The 15,691-nt window shown below is 69.9% G+C and carries 18 protein-coding genes and 3 tRNA genes; 14 read left to right on the top strand and 7 right to left on the bottom strand.

The features are described from left to right. Positions 1-49: 49 nt before the first annotated feature. The gene (locus ACERZO_RS41665) at positions 50-1,261 is read right to left on the bottom strand and encodes a L,D-transpeptidase (RefSeq protein WP_372671493.1); all 1,212 of its coding nucleotides are present in this window, start codon (positions 1,259-1,261) and stop codon (positions 50-52) included. A 456-nt stretch (positions 1,262-1,717) separates the two neighbouring features. On the opposite strand from ACERZO_RS41665, the gene ACERZO_RS41660 reads away from it, so the two are divergent. Further along, positions 1,718-1,921, top strand: a complete 204-nt coding sequence (locus tag ACERZO_RS41660) for a cold-shock protein (RefSeq protein ID WP_003097368.1) — start codon at positions 1,718-1,720, stop codon at positions 1,919-1,921. An 83-nt stretch (positions 1,922-2,004) separates the two neighbouring features. Here the strand turns inward: ACERZO_RS41660 and ACERZO_RS41655 are convergent, their stop codons facing one another. Further along, positions 2,005-2,442, bottom strand: coding sequence for a hypothetical protein (locus ACERZO_RS41655; protein WP_372671492.1), 438 nt, complete (start codon positions 2,440-2,442; stop codon positions 2,005-2,007). An 886-nt stretch (positions 2,443-3,328) separates the two neighbouring features. Here ACERZO_RS41655 and ACERZO_RS41650 point away from each other — a divergent pair. From ACERZO_RS41650 to ACERZO_RS41630, 5 genes are all read left to right on the top strand, one after another. Beyond that, positions 3,329-3,583 carry a hypothetical protein gene (locus ACERZO_RS41650; protein WP_086683067.1) on the top strand — a complete coding sequence of 85 codons (255 nt, stop codon included), beginning with the start codon at positions 3,329-3,331 and terminating at the stop codon, positions 3,581-3,583. Positions 3,584-3,734: 151 nt separating this feature from the next. Next, positions 3,735-4,523, top strand: coding sequence for an SCO6745 family protein (locus ACERZO_RS41645; RefSeq protein WP_372671491.1), 789 nt, complete (start codon positions 3,735-3,737; stop codon positions 4,521-4,523). Positions 4,524-4,622: 99 nt separating this feature from the next. Next, positions 4,623-4,695: transfer RNA gene (locus ACERZO_RS41640), tRNA-Glu, on the top strand. A 26-nt stretch (positions 4,696-4,721) separates the two neighbouring features. Beyond that, positions 4,722-4,795: transfer RNA gene (locus tag ACERZO_RS41635), tRNA-Asp, on the top strand. Positions 4,796-4,826: 31 nt separating this feature from the next. Beyond that, positions 4,827-4,900, top strand: a tRNA-Phe gene (locus ACERZO_RS41630). 47 nt (positions 4,901-4,947) lie between these two features. Here ACERZO_RS41630 and ACERZO_RS41625 read toward each other — a convergent pair. Further along, a complete protein-coding gene (locus tag ACERZO_RS41625; protein ID WP_372671490.1) occupies positions 4,948-5,280 on the bottom strand; it encodes a hypothetical protein in 333 nt (110 codons plus the stop codon). 17 nt (positions 5,281-5,297) lie between these two features. Here ACERZO_RS41625 and ACERZO_RS41620 point away from each other — a divergent pair, with 17 nt between their 5' ends. The 3 genes from ACERZO_RS41620 to ACERZO_RS41610 all read left to right on the top strand — a co-directional run bounded on the left by ACERZO_RS41620 (position 5,298) and on the right by ACERZO_RS41610 (position 7,146). Continuing rightward, a complete protein-coding gene (locus ACERZO_RS41620) occupies positions 5,298-5,870 on the top strand; it encodes a class I SAM-dependent methyltransferase (protein ID WP_372671489.1) in 573 nt (190 codons plus the stop codon). Between the two features lie 106 nt (positions 5,871-5,976). Beyond that, positions 5,977-6,327, top strand: a complete 351-nt coding sequence (locus ACERZO_RS41615; protein WP_372671488.1) for a YciI family protein — start codon at positions 5,977-5,979, stop codon at positions 6,325-6,327. Between the two features lie 33 nt (positions 6,328-6,360). After that, positions 6,361-7,146, top strand: coding sequence for an arylamine N-acetyltransferase family protein (locus tag ACERZO_RS41610; protein WP_372671487.1), 786 nt, complete (start codon positions 6,361-6,363; stop codon positions 7,144-7,146). On the opposite strand, the gene ACERZO_RS41605 is transcribed toward ACERZO_RS41610, so the two are convergent. Both ACERZO_RS41605 and ACERZO_RS41600 read right to left on the bottom strand, forming a co-directional pair. Continuing rightward, complete coding sequence (locus ACERZO_RS41605; RefSeq protein WP_372671486.1) at positions 7,140-9,452, bottom strand: sensor domain-containing protein; 2,313 nt, start codon at positions 9,450-9,452, stop codon at positions 7,140-7,142. The genes ACERZO_RS41610 and ACERZO_RS41605 overlap by 7 nt on opposite strands. A 41-nt stretch (positions 9,453-9,493) precedes the next feature. Then, on the bottom strand, positions 9,494-10,234 hold the full coding sequence (locus ACERZO_RS41600; RefSeq protein ID WP_372671485.1) for a rhomboid-like protein: 741 nt from the start codon (positions 10,232-10,234) through the stop codon (positions 9,494-9,496). 170 nt (positions 10,235-10,404) lie between these two features. Here ACERZO_RS41600 and ACERZO_RS41595 point away from each other — a divergent pair, with 170 nt between their 5' ends. Then, entirely contained in the window at positions 10,405-10,917 is a 513-nt protein-coding gene (locus tag ACERZO_RS41595) for a hypothetical protein (protein WP_372671484.1), read from the top strand. Here the strand turns inward: ACERZO_RS41595 and ACERZO_RS41590 are convergent, their stop codons facing one another. Further along, positions 10,918-11,364 (bottom strand): pyridoxamine 5'-phosphate oxidase family protein, encoded by a 447-nt coding sequence (locus ACERZO_RS41590; RefSeq protein WP_372671483.1) that lies wholly within the window; start codon positions 11,362-11,364, stop codon positions 10,918-10,920. An 87-nt stretch (positions 11,365-11,451) separates the two neighbouring features. Here ACERZO_RS41590 and ACERZO_RS41585 point away from each other — a divergent pair, with 87 nt between their 5' ends. Further along, positions 11,452-12,027, top strand: coding sequence for a TetR/AcrR family transcriptional regulator (locus ACERZO_RS41585; protein ID WP_372671482.1), 576 nt, complete (start codon positions 11,452-11,454; stop codon positions 12,025-12,027). Here ACERZO_RS41585 and ACERZO_RS41580 read toward each other — a convergent pair. Next, the gene (locus ACERZO_RS41580; protein WP_372671481.1) at positions 11,978-13,300 is read right to left on the bottom strand and encodes a nucleobase:cation symporter-2 family protein; all 1,323 of its coding nucleotides are present in this window, start codon (positions 13,298-13,300) and stop codon (positions 11,978-11,980) included. The two genes, ACERZO_RS41585 and ACERZO_RS41580, sit on opposite strands and share 50 nt — an antisense overlap. 120 nt (positions 13,301-13,420) lie before the next feature. Here ACERZO_RS41580 and ACERZO_RS41575 point away from each other — a divergent pair, with 120 nt between their 5' ends. Genes ACERZO_RS41575 through ACERZO_RS41565 form a run of 3 tightly spaced genes read left to right on the top strand, consistent with a single transcriptional unit; the run spans position 13,421 to position 15,667 of the window. After that, positions 13,421-14,560 (top strand): 5-methyltetrahydropteroyltriglutamate--homocysteine S-methyltransferase, encoded by a 1,140-nt coding sequence (locus tag ACERZO_RS41575; RefSeq protein WP_372671480.1) that lies wholly within the window; start codon positions 13,421-13,423, stop codon positions 14,558-14,560. Beyond that, a complete protein-coding gene (locus ACERZO_RS41570) occupies positions 14,557-14,874 on the top strand; it encodes an NIPSNAP family protein (RefSeq protein WP_372671479.1) in 318 nt (105 codons plus the stop codon). Before ACERZO_RS41575 ends, ACERZO_RS41570 begins: the two co-directional genes overlap by 4 nt. Position 14,875: 1 nt before the next feature. Next, complete coding sequence (locus ACERZO_RS41565) at positions 14,876-15,667, top strand: IclR family transcriptional regulator (RefSeq protein ID WP_372671478.1); 792 nt, start codon at positions 14,876-14,878, stop codon at positions 15,665-15,667. Positions 15,668-15,691 lie beyond the last annotated feature (24 nt).

Below are 15,691 nucleotides of genomic sequence, written 5' to 3'. Positions count from 1 at the left end.
CGGGAAGTCCGCGCTGGACTTCCCGGCCGCTCGGTGTTCCTCAGTGGTCTCAGCCCGCGAGCGCGGACAGCTTCTGCCAGCTCGCCCAGTCGTACGTCCAGTCGCTGTAGTCGCCGTCCTTCGCGGTCAGCGTCTGCGTGCTGCCGGTGATCTCCACCGGGTCGCCGGTGAGCACGCCGTCGTAGTACTCCTTCGCCCGCGCCGGCGAGAGGTTCAGGCAACCGTGCGAGACGTTCTTCTTGCCCTGCGCCCAAACCGAGGCCGCCAGGCCGTGGATGAACTCGCCGTTGTTGGAGATCCGGACCGCCCACGGCACCACGACGTTCTCGTAGTGGTACTTCGGGTTGCTCATCGCGTACGTCGCCTGCTTGCCCATCACCACGTGCACACCGCTGTGGGTGACGCGGCCCGGGTCGGAGTCGAGGCCGTAGCTCACCGGGTAGTCGGCGATCTGCTGGCCGTCGCGGATCACCTGCATCGTGTGCTGCGTGGTGTTGCCCTTGACGATCTGCGAGCGGCCGATGGTGAAGCTGGCCGACACGTCCTGCTTGCCGTACACGCCGTCACCGACCTTGACGCCGTAGATCTTGGCGTTGACCTTCACCGTGGTGCCCGGCTTGTAGTACTCCTTGGGCCGCCAGTGCACCGAGGTGTCGCCGTTCATCCAGCCCCACGAGCCCTCGGTCTTCGGCGTGGTCTCGACCGACAGCGCCTTCTCGACCGAAGCCTTGTCGGTGACGCGGCTCGGGAAGGTCAGCGCGATCGGCATCGCGATGCCGTACGTCTGCCCGTCGCCGACGTTCAGGCTCGCCGACATCTGGCGCTTCGGCTTCACCGTGGTGAACGCGCCGCCGATCGCCACGTTCTTGCCGTCGGAGCCACTGACCTGGCCGGACCAGGTGTAGGTCTTGCCGTAGCCGAGCTGCTCGGTGGTGTTCCAGCTCTTCTTGTCCGCCGACGTCTGGCCTTGGACCTGCTTGCCGTCCGGGTTGGTCAGCGTGACCGAGACGATCGTGCCGTCCGCGACCTGCACGCCGACCGGTTCGCCCGGCGCCACGTCCTGGGCGCCGCCCGCGGGCGTCACCGTCAGCTTCGCCGGCTGCGCGGTGGGCGCCGGCGACTGGGTCGGGCCCCCGCCCGAAGTCCCGCTCGCCGACACGGTCGGTTCGCTGCTGCACGCCCCCAGCGTGAGTACCGCGACCAAGCCCAGTGCCACTGCCGCGCCCCGGCGCCGCGTGGAAGTCCTCACCGTCACACCCATTCCCCTTTGCCCCTTTGGTGCTTCCCCTCATCGAGACGTCCCGCCCACCGGCGACGTTGAGCAACATCGGCGTGACGAAGGTCACAAAAGTCCGGGAGGGCTTTCACAGAGGGGGCACGGGCGACTCCGAGCCGTATCCGGTGATCACGGAGTCGCTGTGCTGCGCAAGACTATCCGGTGGGTCCGGCAGAACGTGCCGGGAGCCCTACGACGTTCCGGTGACCTTGGCCCGGACAGGCGGTTTTCGCCTCGATCACGGGGTTCAACTTTGGCCAGATCCCGGTAGTCTGCTCTCAGGCCGTCGTTTTGCGTGTTAGTGGCTTCACACTCGCGGAACTTCTGACGCGAGCCATGGAGCCGACACGCTCTTGACTCGACTCGTTGGAACCGCCCGGGACGGTCGGGGTGCCGCTTCGGTGGCATTCGAAGCGGATCTGTGTAACGAGGAGTACAGCGGTGGCGCAAGGCACTGTGAAGTGGTTCAACGCGGAGAAGGGCTTCGGCTTCATCGCGCAGGACGGCGGCGAAGGCGACGTGTTCGTTCACTACTCGGAGATCGAGGGCCGCGGCTTCCGCACCCTCGAGGAGAACCAGCGGGTGGAGTTCGAGGTCGGCCAGGGTCAGAAGGGTCCGCAGGCCCAGAAGGTCCGCGCGATCTGACAAACAGGCCCTCTGCGTTAACAAAGGCCTGAGCGAAGGGCCCCCGGCGATGCGATCGCCGGGGGCCCTTTCTCGTGTCTTTTTCAGCGGCGTCCGAGGGCCGGCGCGTCGAAGGCGTCGGCGGGGAAGTGGAACTCGTCGGTGAGGTCGGTGAGGTCGCCGGCCTGCTGCTGCCGCTGGTCCTGCAGCGACGAGGCCTGGCCTTCCCAGTTGAGCCGCTCGAGGATCCATTCCTGGGCGAGGGCCTGGGGCGAGATCTCCCGCTCGGCGGCGATGTCCTTCAGCTGCTGGTTGGCGATGAGGCTCATCCGCAGCTGGATGACCTGCGCCTCGCCGAAGCGCTTGCCGGAGCCGGTGCTCTCGTTGTCGGCATCGGGCGCGAGTGCGGCGAGGTAGGAGGTGAGTTCCTTGTCCTCGACAACGCCATCGTCCGCAGGCTTCGCGGCACCACGGTGGCGTCCGGAGGACGCGGCTTTGAGGTTCGTCCGGCTGCTCAAGCGGCCAAGGGAGGGAAGAGGCACGCCAGCCACGGTAACGGTTAGATCTCGCCAGACAAACCACTGTGAGCCACAACACGCCAAGCGGTCGCCCCAATCAGCCCAGCGGCAACCCAAACGGAGCAGCGCACGATAAACGCAGAGCAACTGGCCTCTAACACAAAGAGTCGATCACGGCGCCAGGCTGCGATTACCCGAGCCAGCAACGCCGGGGCGGCGGAGAGGTAGATGCCGCCGCGAGCGGTGAGCGGTCGAATAGGGCGGCGAAGCGGCCGCAAGGCGGCGAGAAGGCGCCGCCGAGAGGCCGCCTCCGGAATGCAGCGGAGGGGCTATGGCGCGGCGGAGGGCTATGGCCGAGGAGACCGCAGCCAAGGGGCGACGAGAAGGCACCGGGGTGGCAACAGGGACCGTGAGGAGAAGGGCGACCTGACCGCGCGAGCAGACCGCCAGGGCGCGCAGCGCCCGAGGCGAGAGAAGCAACCACCCCGAAAAGCCGCAAGGGACGCACCGTGGGGGGTCCGGGGGGCTCGGCCCCCCGGGTCAGCACCCCGAAATGAATCGGGCGAAGCGAAGGGCGAAGCCCGAGCAGCCCGAGAAATGGAGGACCCCCGCGCCAGGGGGAGGAACGCGGGGGTCGGAGGGGATCTCCACAGGCGCTGACCGGGGGTGTGTCAGCACTTCGATTGTTGCACGAGTTCCCCTCTTGGGCGAGTGGAGAGCGGGAAATTTCCGCGTGCGGTGTCACTTCCGGCCCAGGTGACCGTCGTTCGGGTGGCGGGCTTCTTCCGCTGTGCCGATTGCGCTGCGTTGAGCGGAGCGTGGCCTCAGGTTCACTCTCCGGGGGGCTGTGTGTGGCGGCCGGCGCTGGTTAGCCTCGCGGCCAAGCTGTTGTGAGCCGTGTGGAGGGGCTATGAGCGGGTCTGTTGAAGTGCGGCAGTTCCTCCTTCGGTACGAAGGTGCCGATGGGGGGAGTGCTCCGTTCGCCGGGGGGTTGCCGGCTCAGCGGAGTGGTGCCGCGGATGCGCAGCGGGTGTCGGATGATCAGGTCCGGCGGGCTCGGCTGGCCGTGGCGAACGGTGCGCTGGGGGTCGAGGACTGTGTGCAGTTGCTGGAGATGCTGGGGTTGAACCTGGACGAGGACGGGCAGGCGCCGGTCCAGCGCTGAGGCCGGGGGCCTGGCGGTGCGCCGCCGGGCCGGTCCGGTGATGTTCCTGCTGGTTGTCGCCGCTTTCGGTGAGTGATTCGCGAGGTCGTCGAGGTTCCTTGACGCGGGTTTTGTAACAGTGTTACATTTGCCGTGTCGAAAGGGGACGGACATGACGACGATCGAAGGCGTGGCGGGGCTGGCGAACCGAATTCGGCCGGTCGTGCAGGTGCTGGGCGGCAAGTTCATGACGTCGCCGGAGCTGGCGGCGGTCGAGGCCGAAGCCGGTCTGCCGCCGCGCTCGCTCTACGTCCGGGGGCGGTCGGCCGTGCTCGGGGACGTCCCGCCGAAGGTCACCGCGGAGCTGTTCGGGATCTTCCCGCACTGGCTGTTCGAGTTCGTCCTGCCGCCCGCGACGGCGGCGTTGGACGCGGCTGCGTCCGTCCGTGCCTACGCGGAGTCATCGGCTCGGTGGTCGCGCGTCAACCTTTCGGCCGTATCGGAGCCCGGCCGTCTGGCGGAGCTGCTGTTCCGCGTCGTCGACGCCGCGGACGCCAGCGGGCTGGCGCTGTTCGCCGGGTGGAAGAACGCCGAGCGTCCGGCTGGGGACGTCGAACGGCTCGGGTTCGCCCTGATGCTCTTCCGCGAGCTGCGCGGCGGCCTGCACTTCGCGGCGCTGCGGGCGGTCGGCCTGACGGTGCCGGAGGCGGTGATCGCGGACCCGGAGGGCGGCCGCGAGCGGCTGCTGCGCACGGCGTGGCCCGCGGAGGCCGCCGACGACCTCGTGGCGGCGGCCGAGCGCAAGCCGGATCTGCGCGACCGCTGGCGCCGCGCGGAGTCCCTCACCGACGACCGGATCGACGAGCTCGTCGACTCGACGTTGACCGATGTGGAGCGGGCCGAGCTGGATCGCCGGCTGGAAGAGCTGTTTGCGCAGGTCGTGGCTTCGCCCGGGGCTTAAGGAACCCCCGCTGCAAAGCGGTGGTGGCGTGCCCTATGCTTGTAATCGCTCCCGGGGGGACCTGAGAGCGCGGTCGGTCGGTCACCCGAAACCGGCCGGGCTCCCATCGTCCAGCGGCCTAGGACTCCGCCCTTTCAAGGCGGCAACGCGGGTTCGAATCCCGTTGGGAGTACGCAGTACTGTAGTGGATAGATGCAAGGCCCTGTGGCGCAGTTGGTTAGCGCGTCGCCCTGTCACGGCGAAGGTCGCGGGTTCGAGTCCCGTCAGGGTCGCAAGATCGTTCGGCTCCTTGCCGGCGTTCCCGGCCAGGTAGCTCAGTTGGTACGAGCGTCCGCCTGAAAAGCGGAAGGTCGCCGGTTCGACCCCGGCCCTGGCCACCGCAACGAAAACCGCCCCGAAGGCTCGGGGCGGTTTTTTCGTGCGTTCAGCGGACTTCCGCGACGTGGAAGTACCCGACCGGCCGCGGGCCTTCGGTGAGCACGACGATCGTGCCCTCCCGGATCCGGTACGGGCCGGAGTTGCCGACGATCAGCCAGCACCCCGAAGCCGGCGAGACGAGCGCTTCCGGCGCGAAGTCGCGAAGTGCGAAGGACGCGAGGCCGGAGTGCGCGGTCCTGGGCGGCACGAACGCGTTCGCGAGGTAGTCGGTTTCCGCGTCGGCCAGCGGGGGCCCGGTCGTGCGGCCGCCCTGCTCGGCGGTCAGCCAGACGACCCGGCCGCGAAAAGGGAACGGCCTGTCGGCCGGAAGCTTCGCCACCGCGCGAGTATTCCACCGTGACACCGAACCCTTGGGACGCCGAAGCCGCGTCCTTCGACGAGCAACCCGACCACGGCCTCAAGGACCCCACCGTCCGGCGAGCCTGGGCCGACCTCCTGCTTCCGCTGATGCCCGGCCCCCACAGCAAAGTCGTCGACCTCGGGTGCGGGACCGGGAGCCTCTCCGTTCTCCTCGCCGAGGCCGGCCACGACGTCCGCGGCATCGACTCCTCCGCCGCGATGCTCGACGTGGCGAGGATGAAGGCCAACGGCACCGTCGACTTCCGCCAAGGCGACGCCGCCGATCCGCCCGCCGGCGAAACCTACGACGTCGTCCTCGCAAGGCACGTCCTCTGGGCCATGCCCGATCCGGGAGCCGCCCTCGACAAGTGGATCAAGCTCCTCGACCCCCACGGCCGGCTGGTCCTCGTCGAAGGTCGCTGGTTCACCGGCGCCGGGCTGACGGCGGACGACTGCCGCGCCCTCGTCGGCGCCCGGCGGGGTGAGGCCGACCTGCGGATGCTCGACAATCCGGCCCTCTGGGGCCGGGAAATCGACGACGAACGGTACCTGCTCCTCAGCCGGCACTAGGCCGAACGAGTGAACCCGAAATCCCCGTGTCCGGTCCACGCACGCCGCGCCGACCACCCGGCGAAAGGCAGCCCACCCCGGGCCGCCACCCACACGGGGAGCCGACGTGCGATACCTCCTTACCCTCCACATGAACCCGACCCTCTGGGACACCCTCACCGACGACCAGAAGAACGCCGTCTACGAAGGACACGGCGACTTCACCAAGCTCATCACCGACACCGGCGAAATGGTCGGGACCAAGGCGCTCGCCGAGCCGGCCGAGACCAAGACCGTGCGCGTCAAGGACGGGGCCACCCACGTCCAGGACGGTGCCTTCATCGAGACCGAAGCCTTCTTCTGCGGCTACTACATCGTCGACGTCGAGACCGAGGGACGTGCCGTCGAGCTGGCCGCGATGATTCCCGATGCCCAGTACACCGCCGTCGAGGTGCGGAAGATCGTGCACGAGGGTTGACCTCGATCAAGGTCGAGGGTGCACGCTGAACCCATGACCAGCGAGTGGGGCACCGATGCCGTCGACCTGGACGCCTACCTGACGCGCGTCGGGCAAGAACGACGCCCGCCGTCCGAACAAGCGCTCGACGACCTCGTGCGCGCCCACGTCCAGGCCATCCCGTTCGAGAACGTCGACGTCGTTCTCGGGCAGCACCAAGGGATTTCGCTCGACGTCGTGCACGCGAAGCTCGTCGGACGGCGGCGGGGCGGCTACTGCTACGAGCAGAGCGGCCTCTTCGCCGCCGTCCTCGAGCAGCTCGGGTACCGCGTCCACCGGCTCGCCGCGCGCGTCCAGCCGCGGCGACCCGGGCCCTACACGCACATGACGCTCGTCGTCGAAGCCGAAAACCGGAAGTTCCACGCCGACGTCGGGTTCGGGGCCGGGATCCTCGCCCCGATGCCGCTCGTCGACGGCCAGGAAACCGACCAGGCCGGCTGGCCGCACCGGCTCACCGAGAAGAACGGCTGGTGGACGCTCGCAAAGGGTGACGAAGACCTGCTCGACTTCCGGCTCGACGGCGTGCACCCGATCGACTACGAGGTCTACCACCACTACACCTCGACGCACCCGAAGTCGCCGTTCACCGGCCGGCTGGTCATCATGACGCTCGAACCGGGTGTCAGCCGGAAGCTGCTCGGCCGCGAACTCACCGTCGAAAAACCCGATGGCACCAAGGAAACCACCACCGTCGCACCCGACGAACTGGACGCGACCCTCAAGGACTTCGGGATCGAACTGACCGCGGACGAACTGGCCAGGCTCGAGAAGATCTACTGACCGAACAGCTCGGCCGCCGCGACCGGGCGGCCGAGGTGGTAGCCCTGGGCTTGGTCGCACCCCAACGCGCGGAGCAGTTCCAGCTGCTCCGCGGATTCGACGCCCTCGGCGATCACCGTCAGGTCGACCGCGTGCGCCATGGCGATGATGCTCGTGACGATCGCCTCGGCGTCCCGCGACTCCGCGATCCCGGTGATGAACGAACGGTCGATCTTCAGCGTGTCCAGCGTCAGCCGGCGCAGCTGCGCGAGCGACGAATAGCCGGTGCCGAAGTCGTCGATCGCCAGCAGCACGCCCAGCGAGCGCAGCGACGCGAGGACTTCCGCGGCCGCCTCCTGGTCGCGCATCAACGCGCTTTCGGTGACCTCCAGGCACAGCGCGCCGGCCGGCAGCCCGGTGCTGGCCAGCGCGTCCTGCACCGCGGGCACCAGGTGCGGGTCGTCGAGCTGGCGGGTCGACAGGTTCACCTTCAGCGTGAGGTCCAGGCCCTGCTCGTCGCGCCGCGTGGCGAGTTCGCGGGTGGTCGCGCGCAGCATCTCCTTGCCGATCACGTTGATCAGGTCGCTCTCTTCGGCCAGCGGGATGAACTCCGCCGGCGAGATCGCGCCGTGGCGGGGGTGCGTCCAGCGCAGCAGCGCCTCGACCGCGACCATCTCGCCGGTCCGCAGGTCGACGACCGGCTGGTAGGCCGGCCAGAGCTGGCCGTCGTGCACCGCGTCGCGCAGGTCCTGCTCCATCCGCAGCCGCCGCTGCATCCGCTCGCGCAGGCCCACGTCGAAGAAGTGGTGGCGGCCCCGGCCGAGCGTCTTCGCCTGGTACATCGCCACGTCGGCGTCGCGCAGCAGGTCCTCGGCGCTGCGGCGGTCGGCGGTCCCGACGAGCACCACGCCGATGCTCGCGTCGAGGTGCAGCTGCCGGCCGAGGACGCCGATCGGCTCGGCCAGCGCGGCCCGCAGGTGCTCGGCCAGCGCCCGCACTTCGCCGGGTTCGGTGACCTCACCGGTGACGACGACGAACTCGTCGCCGCCGAGCCGCCCGACCAGGTCGTCGCGGCCGGAGGAACGGCGCAGGCGCTCGCCGACGATCCGCAGCACCTGGTCGCCGACCGAGTGCCCGAGCGAGTCGTTGATGACCTTGAACTTGTCCAGGTCGAGGAACAGCACGGTGACCGCGCCGCGCCGGTCGGCGGCGAGCCGGTCGAGCACCAGCGTCCGGTTGCCCAGCCGGGTCAGCGGGTCGTGGGTGGCGTCGTGGGCGAGCTGCGCGCTGATCGCGCGGGTCTCGGTGATGTCGGTGAACGACGTCACCACGGCCAGCGCCGCCGGGTCGTCGGGGTTGAGCAGCCGCGAGGTCAGCGACACCCAGACGTCGCGGCCGTCGGGCCGGCGCAGCCGCACCACCAGGCCGTTGTGCGTGACGCCGGTCCGCCGCGTCTGCACCGACGGCGTCTCGTCCGGCGGGATCCAGTGCCCGGACTCGGTGAACAGCACCAGCGTGTGGCACGGGACGCCGATCAGGTCGGTTTCGGGGACGCCGATGATCCGGCACGCGGCCGGGTTCGCGGCCTCGATCAGCCCGCCGGCCCCCATCACCAGCACGCCTTCGTCGAGCGACGCGACGACCGTCCGGTAGTTCTGCTCGGCCCGCCGCCGCGCGGTTTCGTCGGCGCACACGAGCACGTACCCGTCGTTCATCTCAGCTGCCGAAACGCGGACCGCCAAGGGTGCGCCGTCCCGCCGCCGGTGCACCGCTTCGGTGACCCCGCCGCCGCACAGGTCCAGCGGCGCGCCGACCAGCTCGCTCGCCCGCCGGCCGACGGCTTCGGCCGCGGTCCAGCCGTACACCGCCTCGGCGGCCGGGTTCCAGCTGGTCACGACGCCTTCGCCGGTGGTCGCGATCAGCGCGTCGCTGACGTGCGACACCAGTGCGGCCTGGTAGCGCAGGGCGTCCGCGGCCGCCTTCTTCGCCGTGATGTCCCGCATGACGACCTGGTAGGCGAGCCGGCCGCCGAGGCGCACCGACACCGCCTCCACGGCGAACTTGCTGCCGTCCAGCCGCGACATGAGCGCTTCGACCGGCTCGCTCGCCTGCCCCGGTTCGGTCAGCCTCGCCAGCTTCCCGACCACGGCCGCCCGCGACTCCTCGGCGACGAAGTCGGTGAACCGTCGGCCGACGACCTCGTCGGCCGAGCACGCGGCGAACGTCTCGAGCGCGGCGCGGTTGGCGTAGGTGAGGACGCCGTTCTCGTGGACGCAGATCGCGTCCGGACTCAGCTCGACCAGTTCGGCGAGGGAGTCTGCCTGCATGAGCGTCCGTCCCCCCGGCAGTCGGCGTGTGGCTCGGTCGATTACACCACCGACTCCGGCGCCTGCCTACCCGCCGGAATCCCGGTCCGGCCTGCGGAAGCGCCACGCAGCCGCGGCCCCCAGAACAGCAGGCCGAAGTGCGCGGCGAACGCGTGCCCGAGCAGCGTGACGACCGAATCGAGCGTCGTCGGGTCGTCGCTCAGCCAGATCACCGCGATGAACGCCTCCATGACGGCCAGCGCCACCAGCCGGGCGCGGCCGCGCAGGAGGAAGACGAGCGCGCCGGCCGTGGTGAAGAAGCCGTAGCTGACGCCGATGTCGAGCCAGTGCCCGGCCGAGTTCGGCAGCACGTGGGCGCTGATCAGGGCCATCACCGGCAGCTCGGTGACGAGCGTGGCCAGCACGTGGCCGGAGAAGAACACGGTCGCCGCGCGGCGGGCGCCGAACCTGCGTTCCAGCGGCGCGACGGCGATCGCGAAGATCACGACGTAGGCGAGCCAGCCTTCGTCGGACAGCCAGAGCGCGCTGGTCAGCAACGAGGTCAGCGGCCGCCGCCACAGGTTGTGGGCGTCGGTGCTGGACAGCTGCAGCAGCCGGGCGGTCAGCTCCGGGTCGGCGAACTTGAGCAGCAGCGTCGTGCCGAGCAGGAGGACCAGGTAGCCGAACGTGAAGGGGGTCGCCTTCGGGTTCGGGACTAGCTGCAGCAGGCCGCGGCGCGGCACGGCGATCCGGGGGACCGGCCGATCGGCTTTCAGCAGCATGGACTGAGCTTCGCCGGTCATGCTGGGAGCATGCCGAACCGCAGCTGTGAATCCGCTGTGGATTGTCACTCACCGTCAAGGTTTTCGTTACGTGACGAGTTTTTGCCAGAATCTCACCCGTTCGGGGGTCTTGTGCGGTAAAAATACGGCCACGATGTCGGCCGAAAGGCCTCTCGGGAAGGTCTGTCGGGGTGAACGACGAGGTATCGGTCGCCGAGCTGCTCGTGCGCGAGGGCTGGGGTGAGCGTTCAGGACCGGGGCAGTCGCGGTGGCGGGTGCTCGCGGTGATGCTCGCCGTCGTCATCGGCTGCGGGGCCGCGGCGGTGCTGGTCGGGCTCGGCGGCAAAGGCACCGAGAACGCGTCCCCGGTCGACCAGATCCAGGTCATCCCGTTCCCGCAGCGCACCACCGGTCTGGGTGGCGCCGGCCAGGCCACGGACTCCCCGCCCGAGGGCGGTACCGGCGGCGGCGACGTCGTCCCCGGCGTCGGCGTGCCCCGCGAGACCGTCACCGAGGTGCCGGGCACCGATCCGACCACCGAGAGCAGCACGGACCCCACGACGACGTCCACCACGCCGACCAGCGGCGACCCGTCCGGCTCGGTCACCCCGACCTCGACGATCCCGCCCGGCGGCCAGCAGCCGCCGCACACGACGACGACCCCGAAGCCGAAGCCGTCGTGCATCCTGATCATCTGCTGGTGATCAGGCCAGCTGTTCCGCGAAATCGCTGAAGTCCCGCGTGTTCCAGCGCTCCGGGCGCATCACGATCGCGATGTTCTTCCCGTGGGTGCCGTCAGTCGCGTCGGTGTAGGCCTCGCTGATGCCCGGGGGCAGGTAGCGGGCCGCCATCTCGTGCCGCTCCGCCTTCGTCATCGGCCACGTCTTCACCACCGGGCCCTCGACCGAGACGTACTTGTAGTCGCCGTCCTGCTGCTGGACGCACAGCGCGAACCGGCCGGCCGCCTCGATCAGCCGGTTCTTGCGCGAGCCCGGCGACGTCATCACGACGACGTCGCCACCTGGCTCGTAGCGGTACCAGATCGGCGTGGTCAGCGGGGCCCGGCCGGGCTCGGCGGCGACGCTGAGCACGCCGACCTGCGGCCGGGCGAGGAACTCTGCACGCTCTTCGACTGTCATCTTGCGGGGCACCGAGGCCTCCCTAAAGCCATCCGATTTGCCTTAACGGTAGCGGTGGCCGGACTGCAAAAGCAAGCATGTTTGCTTTAGGCTGCTCCCATGACCCGACCCGGCGGCCGCAGCGCCCGCGTCCGAGACGCCGTGCACGACGCCGTCGTCGAGCTGCTCGCGATCGGCGAGATCAACGCGGCGATCCCCAAGATCGCCGAGCGGGCAGGCGTGAACCCGACGAGCGTCTACCGGCGCTGGGGCAGTCGCGAGCAGCTGCTGCTCGACGCCGCCGTGACGCGCCTGCGCGCGACGTCACCGATCCCGGACACCGGCTCGCTGCGCGGCGACCTGCTCGGCTGGGTCGAGGGCATCGAACGCTCGATGTGCGACCCGCGCGGCCAGATCCTGCTGCGCGCGCTCGTCGCCACCCTGGGGCCGGACCGGCAACCGGTCGAGTACCTCAAGGCCCGCGGCGAAGACCTGCAGGCGACGCTCGACAGGGCCGCGGCGCGTGGCGAGGAGGTGCCGACGGTCGAGGAGCTCCTCGACTTCGTCCTGGCCCCGCTCTACCTGCGCGTGCTGTTCAAGCGCCCGGTCGAGCCGGGCACGGGGGCCCGGCTCGTCGAACGGTTGCTCACGGCGCTTCCAGCAGATCCGGCTCCGCACGTCGGCCGAGGTGGTTGAACAGCAGGTTCAACGCGAACGCCAGCACCGCCGCCACCGTGATCGAGCTGCCGCAGATCGTCTGCAGCCACGCGGGGAAGTGCTGGAAGATCTTCGGCGCGAACGCCGGCAGCAGGCCGACGCCGAGGGCGACCGCGACGATGAAAGTGTTGTGGTTGCCCGAAAACTCGACCGTGCGAAGGTTCTGCGCGCCCACCGCGGCGACCATCGCGAACATGACGACCGCGACCCCGCCGACCACCGGCTGCGGGATCGCCGCGATGAACGCGCCGATCTTCGGCACCAGGCCCATCAGCACCAGGATCCCGCCGGTCACCGCGACCACCCAGCGGCTGCGCACGCCGGTCATCCGCACCAGCCCGACGTTCTGCGCGAACGCCGTGTCGGGGAAGGAGTTCATGACGCCACCCAGCACAGCCGAGAAGCCGTCGGTGGCCAGGCCGCGCGCGAGGTCGGAGTCCGTCGGCGGGCGCCCGGTGATCTCGCCGACGGCGATCATGTCGGCGGTCGACTCGGTGAACGTCACCAGCATGACCACGCACATCGACAGCACCGCGGCGACCGGGAACGTCGGCGCCCCGAAGTGGAACGGCGACGCGAACCCGAACCAGCTCGCCGCACCCAGGGCGTCCCAGTGCACCAGCCCCATCGGGATCGCGATCACCAGCCCGATCGCCAGCGCCAGCAGCGGCCCGATCTGGTTGGCGAAGCCGCGCAGCACCCGCGTGAACAGGATCAGCAGCGCCAGCACGCCGAACGCGAGCAGGATGTGCGACAGGGCCGCGTAATCGGCCGCGGTGGGATCGTTGCCCGCGATCAGCCCCGCGCCCGGGCCGAGCAGCGAGACGCCGATGACGAGCAGCAGCGTCCCGGTGACCAGCGGCGGGAAGAACCGGATCAGCTTCGCAAACGGCTTCGCGATCAGCAGCCCGAACACGCCGGACGCCAGCATCGCGCCGTACACCGCGGGCAGGCCGTACTGGGACGCGATCAGGATCATCGGGTTCACGACGCTGAACGTCGCGCCCGCCACCACTGGCAGCCGGATGCCCAGCAGCTTGCCGATGCCGATCGCCTGGATCAGCGTCGCGACGCCCGCCACCAGCAGGTCCGCGTTGACCAGCAGCCCGATCGTCGCCGGGTCCAGCTTCAACGCGCTGCCGACGATCAGCGGTACCGCGACCGAACCGGCGTACATGATCGACATGTGCTGCAGGCCCAGCAGCGCCAGCCGCCCGGCGGGCAGGACTTCGTCGACCGGGTGTTTCGTCATGCACAGGCCCCTTTCACCGGGGGACAGCCAACGCTCCGCGCGTGACGGTAGCAAGTCTCGCGAGTCATGATCTTGTTTCCGGGGGCGGCGGAACGGTCCCGGATGTGTGACCATCGGTGCATGACTTCGGGCGGTATTTCCCAGGTGGGCCCGCCGTTTCGCGCCGATCACGTCGGGAGCCTCCTGCGGCCCCCGGTACTGCGTGACGCGCGGCGGCGGCGCGAAAGCGGCGAGATCGGCGTGGAGCAGCTGCGCGCGGTCGAGGACGACGCGATCCGCGACGTCATCAAGATGCAGAAGGCGGCCGGGCTGAGTTCGGCCACCGACGGCGAATTCCGGCGTGCCTCTTGGCACATGGACTTCATCTACGCACTCGGCGGCATCTCGAAGAGCGACGAGCGGCTGCACGTCAAGTTCCACAACCTGGCGGGCGACCTCGAGTTCAGCCCGCCGGGCCTGCAGGTCGACGGCAAGGTCCGGCTCGACGAGCCGATCTTCGCCGAGCACTTCGAGTTCCTGCAGTCCCATGTGGACCCCGGCGTGACGCCGAAGCTGACCATCCCGTCGCCGAGCATGGTCTACTACCGCGGCGGCCGGGCGGCGGTCAGCGAGACCGTCTACCCGGACCTCGAGGAGTTCTACACCGACCTCAGCGCGGCTTATAAAGCGCAGATCGCCGCGATGGCCGGCCTCGGCTGCCGGTACCTGCAGCTCGACGACACCAGCCTCGCCTACCTCAACGACCCGGCGCAGCGGGAGCTCGTGGCGCGGATGGGCGGCGACCCGGACCGCCAGCACCTGCGCAACATCGCGACGCTGAACGCGGCCCTGGAAGGCCGGCCCGAGGGGCTGGCGGTGACGACCCACCTGTGCCGCGGCAACTTCCGGTCGTCGTGGGTCGCATCCGGGAGCTACGAGTTCGTCGCCGAGGCGCTGTTCGGCGACCTGGCCGTCGACGGGTTCTTCCTGGAGTTCGACGACGAACGCTCCGGCGGCTTCGAGCCGCTCCGGTTCGTGCCCAAGGACAAGAAGGTCGTCCTCGGCCTGGTCACGACCAAGCGGCCGGAGCTGGAGGACCCGGACGTCCTGGTGCGGCGGATCGAAGAGGCGGCGCAGTACGTCGACATCGACCAGCTTTGCCTGTCGCCGCAGTGCGGGTTCTCCTCGACCGAGGAGGGCAACGACCTGACTCCGGACGACCAGCTGCGCAAGCTGGAGCTGATCGTGGCCACGGCCGACCGCGTGTGGGGCGGCAAGTGATCACCTGCGTCGTCGACTACGTCATCGACCCCGCGAAGATCGCCGACTTCGAACGCTTCGCCGCCGCGTGGATGCGGCTGGTGCAGCGCGAAGGCGGTGTCCACCACGGCTACTTCCTGCCGTCGGAGGGCGCGAGCGACGAAGCCCGCGCGCTGTTCAGCTTCGAGAGCTTCGCCGCGTACGAGCGCTACCGGACGCTGTTCGGCGTCGACCCGGACTTCATCGAGGCCGACAAGATCCGCGAAGAAAGCGGTTGCGTGGTGCGGTACCGGCGGTCGTTCATGCGCCCGCTGCTCCCGGACGACGATCTCTGACGTGCGACACAGCGCGAAGCGGCCGCCGTCGGTCGTGGACCGCGTCCTCGACCTGCTGGGCGCGTTCACGGCCGACCGGCCGCAGCTCACGCTGTCCGAGCTCAGCCGCCGCGCCGGGCTCCCGCTGTCGACGACCCACCGGATCGCCGGCGAGCTGACCAAGCGCGGCGCGCTCGTGCGCGACGAGGCCGGCGTCTACCGCGTCGGGCTCTGGCTGTGGGAAGTCGCGTCGCTCGCCCCGCACGGCGCCGAGCTGCGGGAGGGCGCGATGCCGTTCCTCGAGGACCTCTACGAGGCCACGCACCAGAACGTGCAGCTCGCGGTCCTCGACGGGCCGGAGGTCGTCTACGTCGAACGCATCTCCGGCCGCGGCGCGGTCAACGTCCTGACCCGCGTCGGCGGCCGGCTGCCCGCGCACGCCACCGGCGTCGGCCAGGTCCTGCTCGCGCACGCCCCCGTCGAGGCGCAGGACGAGGTCCTGGCCGGGCCGCTCAAGACGTTCACGCCGAAGACGATCACCGCGACCGGGCAGCTGCGGCGCGTCCTGGCCGACGTCCGCCGCGACGGCTACGCGATCAGCGACGGCCAGATCGAGCTCATCTCCCTGTCGGTGGCGGCCCCGGTCTACGACTCGACCGACGAGGTCGTCGCGGCGATCTCGGTGGTCGTCCCGGCCGAAGGGACGGACCCGCGGACGCTGGTGCCGGCCGTCCGGGCCGCCGCGCGCGGCATCTCACGCGTGCTCGGGGCGCCGCGGGCCCTGCGGTCGTCGGGCGGCTCCTCGACGGCTTAAGGCTCGTGTGATCGGATGGCAGGC

Source organism: Amycolatopsis kentuckyensis, from assembly GCF_041679295.1.
GTDB classification, from domain to species: domain Bacteria; phylum Actinomycetota; class Actinomycetes; order Mycobacteriales; family Pseudonocardiaceae; genus Amycolatopsis; species Amycolatopsis kentuckyensis_A.
This window is presented reverse-complemented; position numbering and strand designations above follow the sequence as displayed.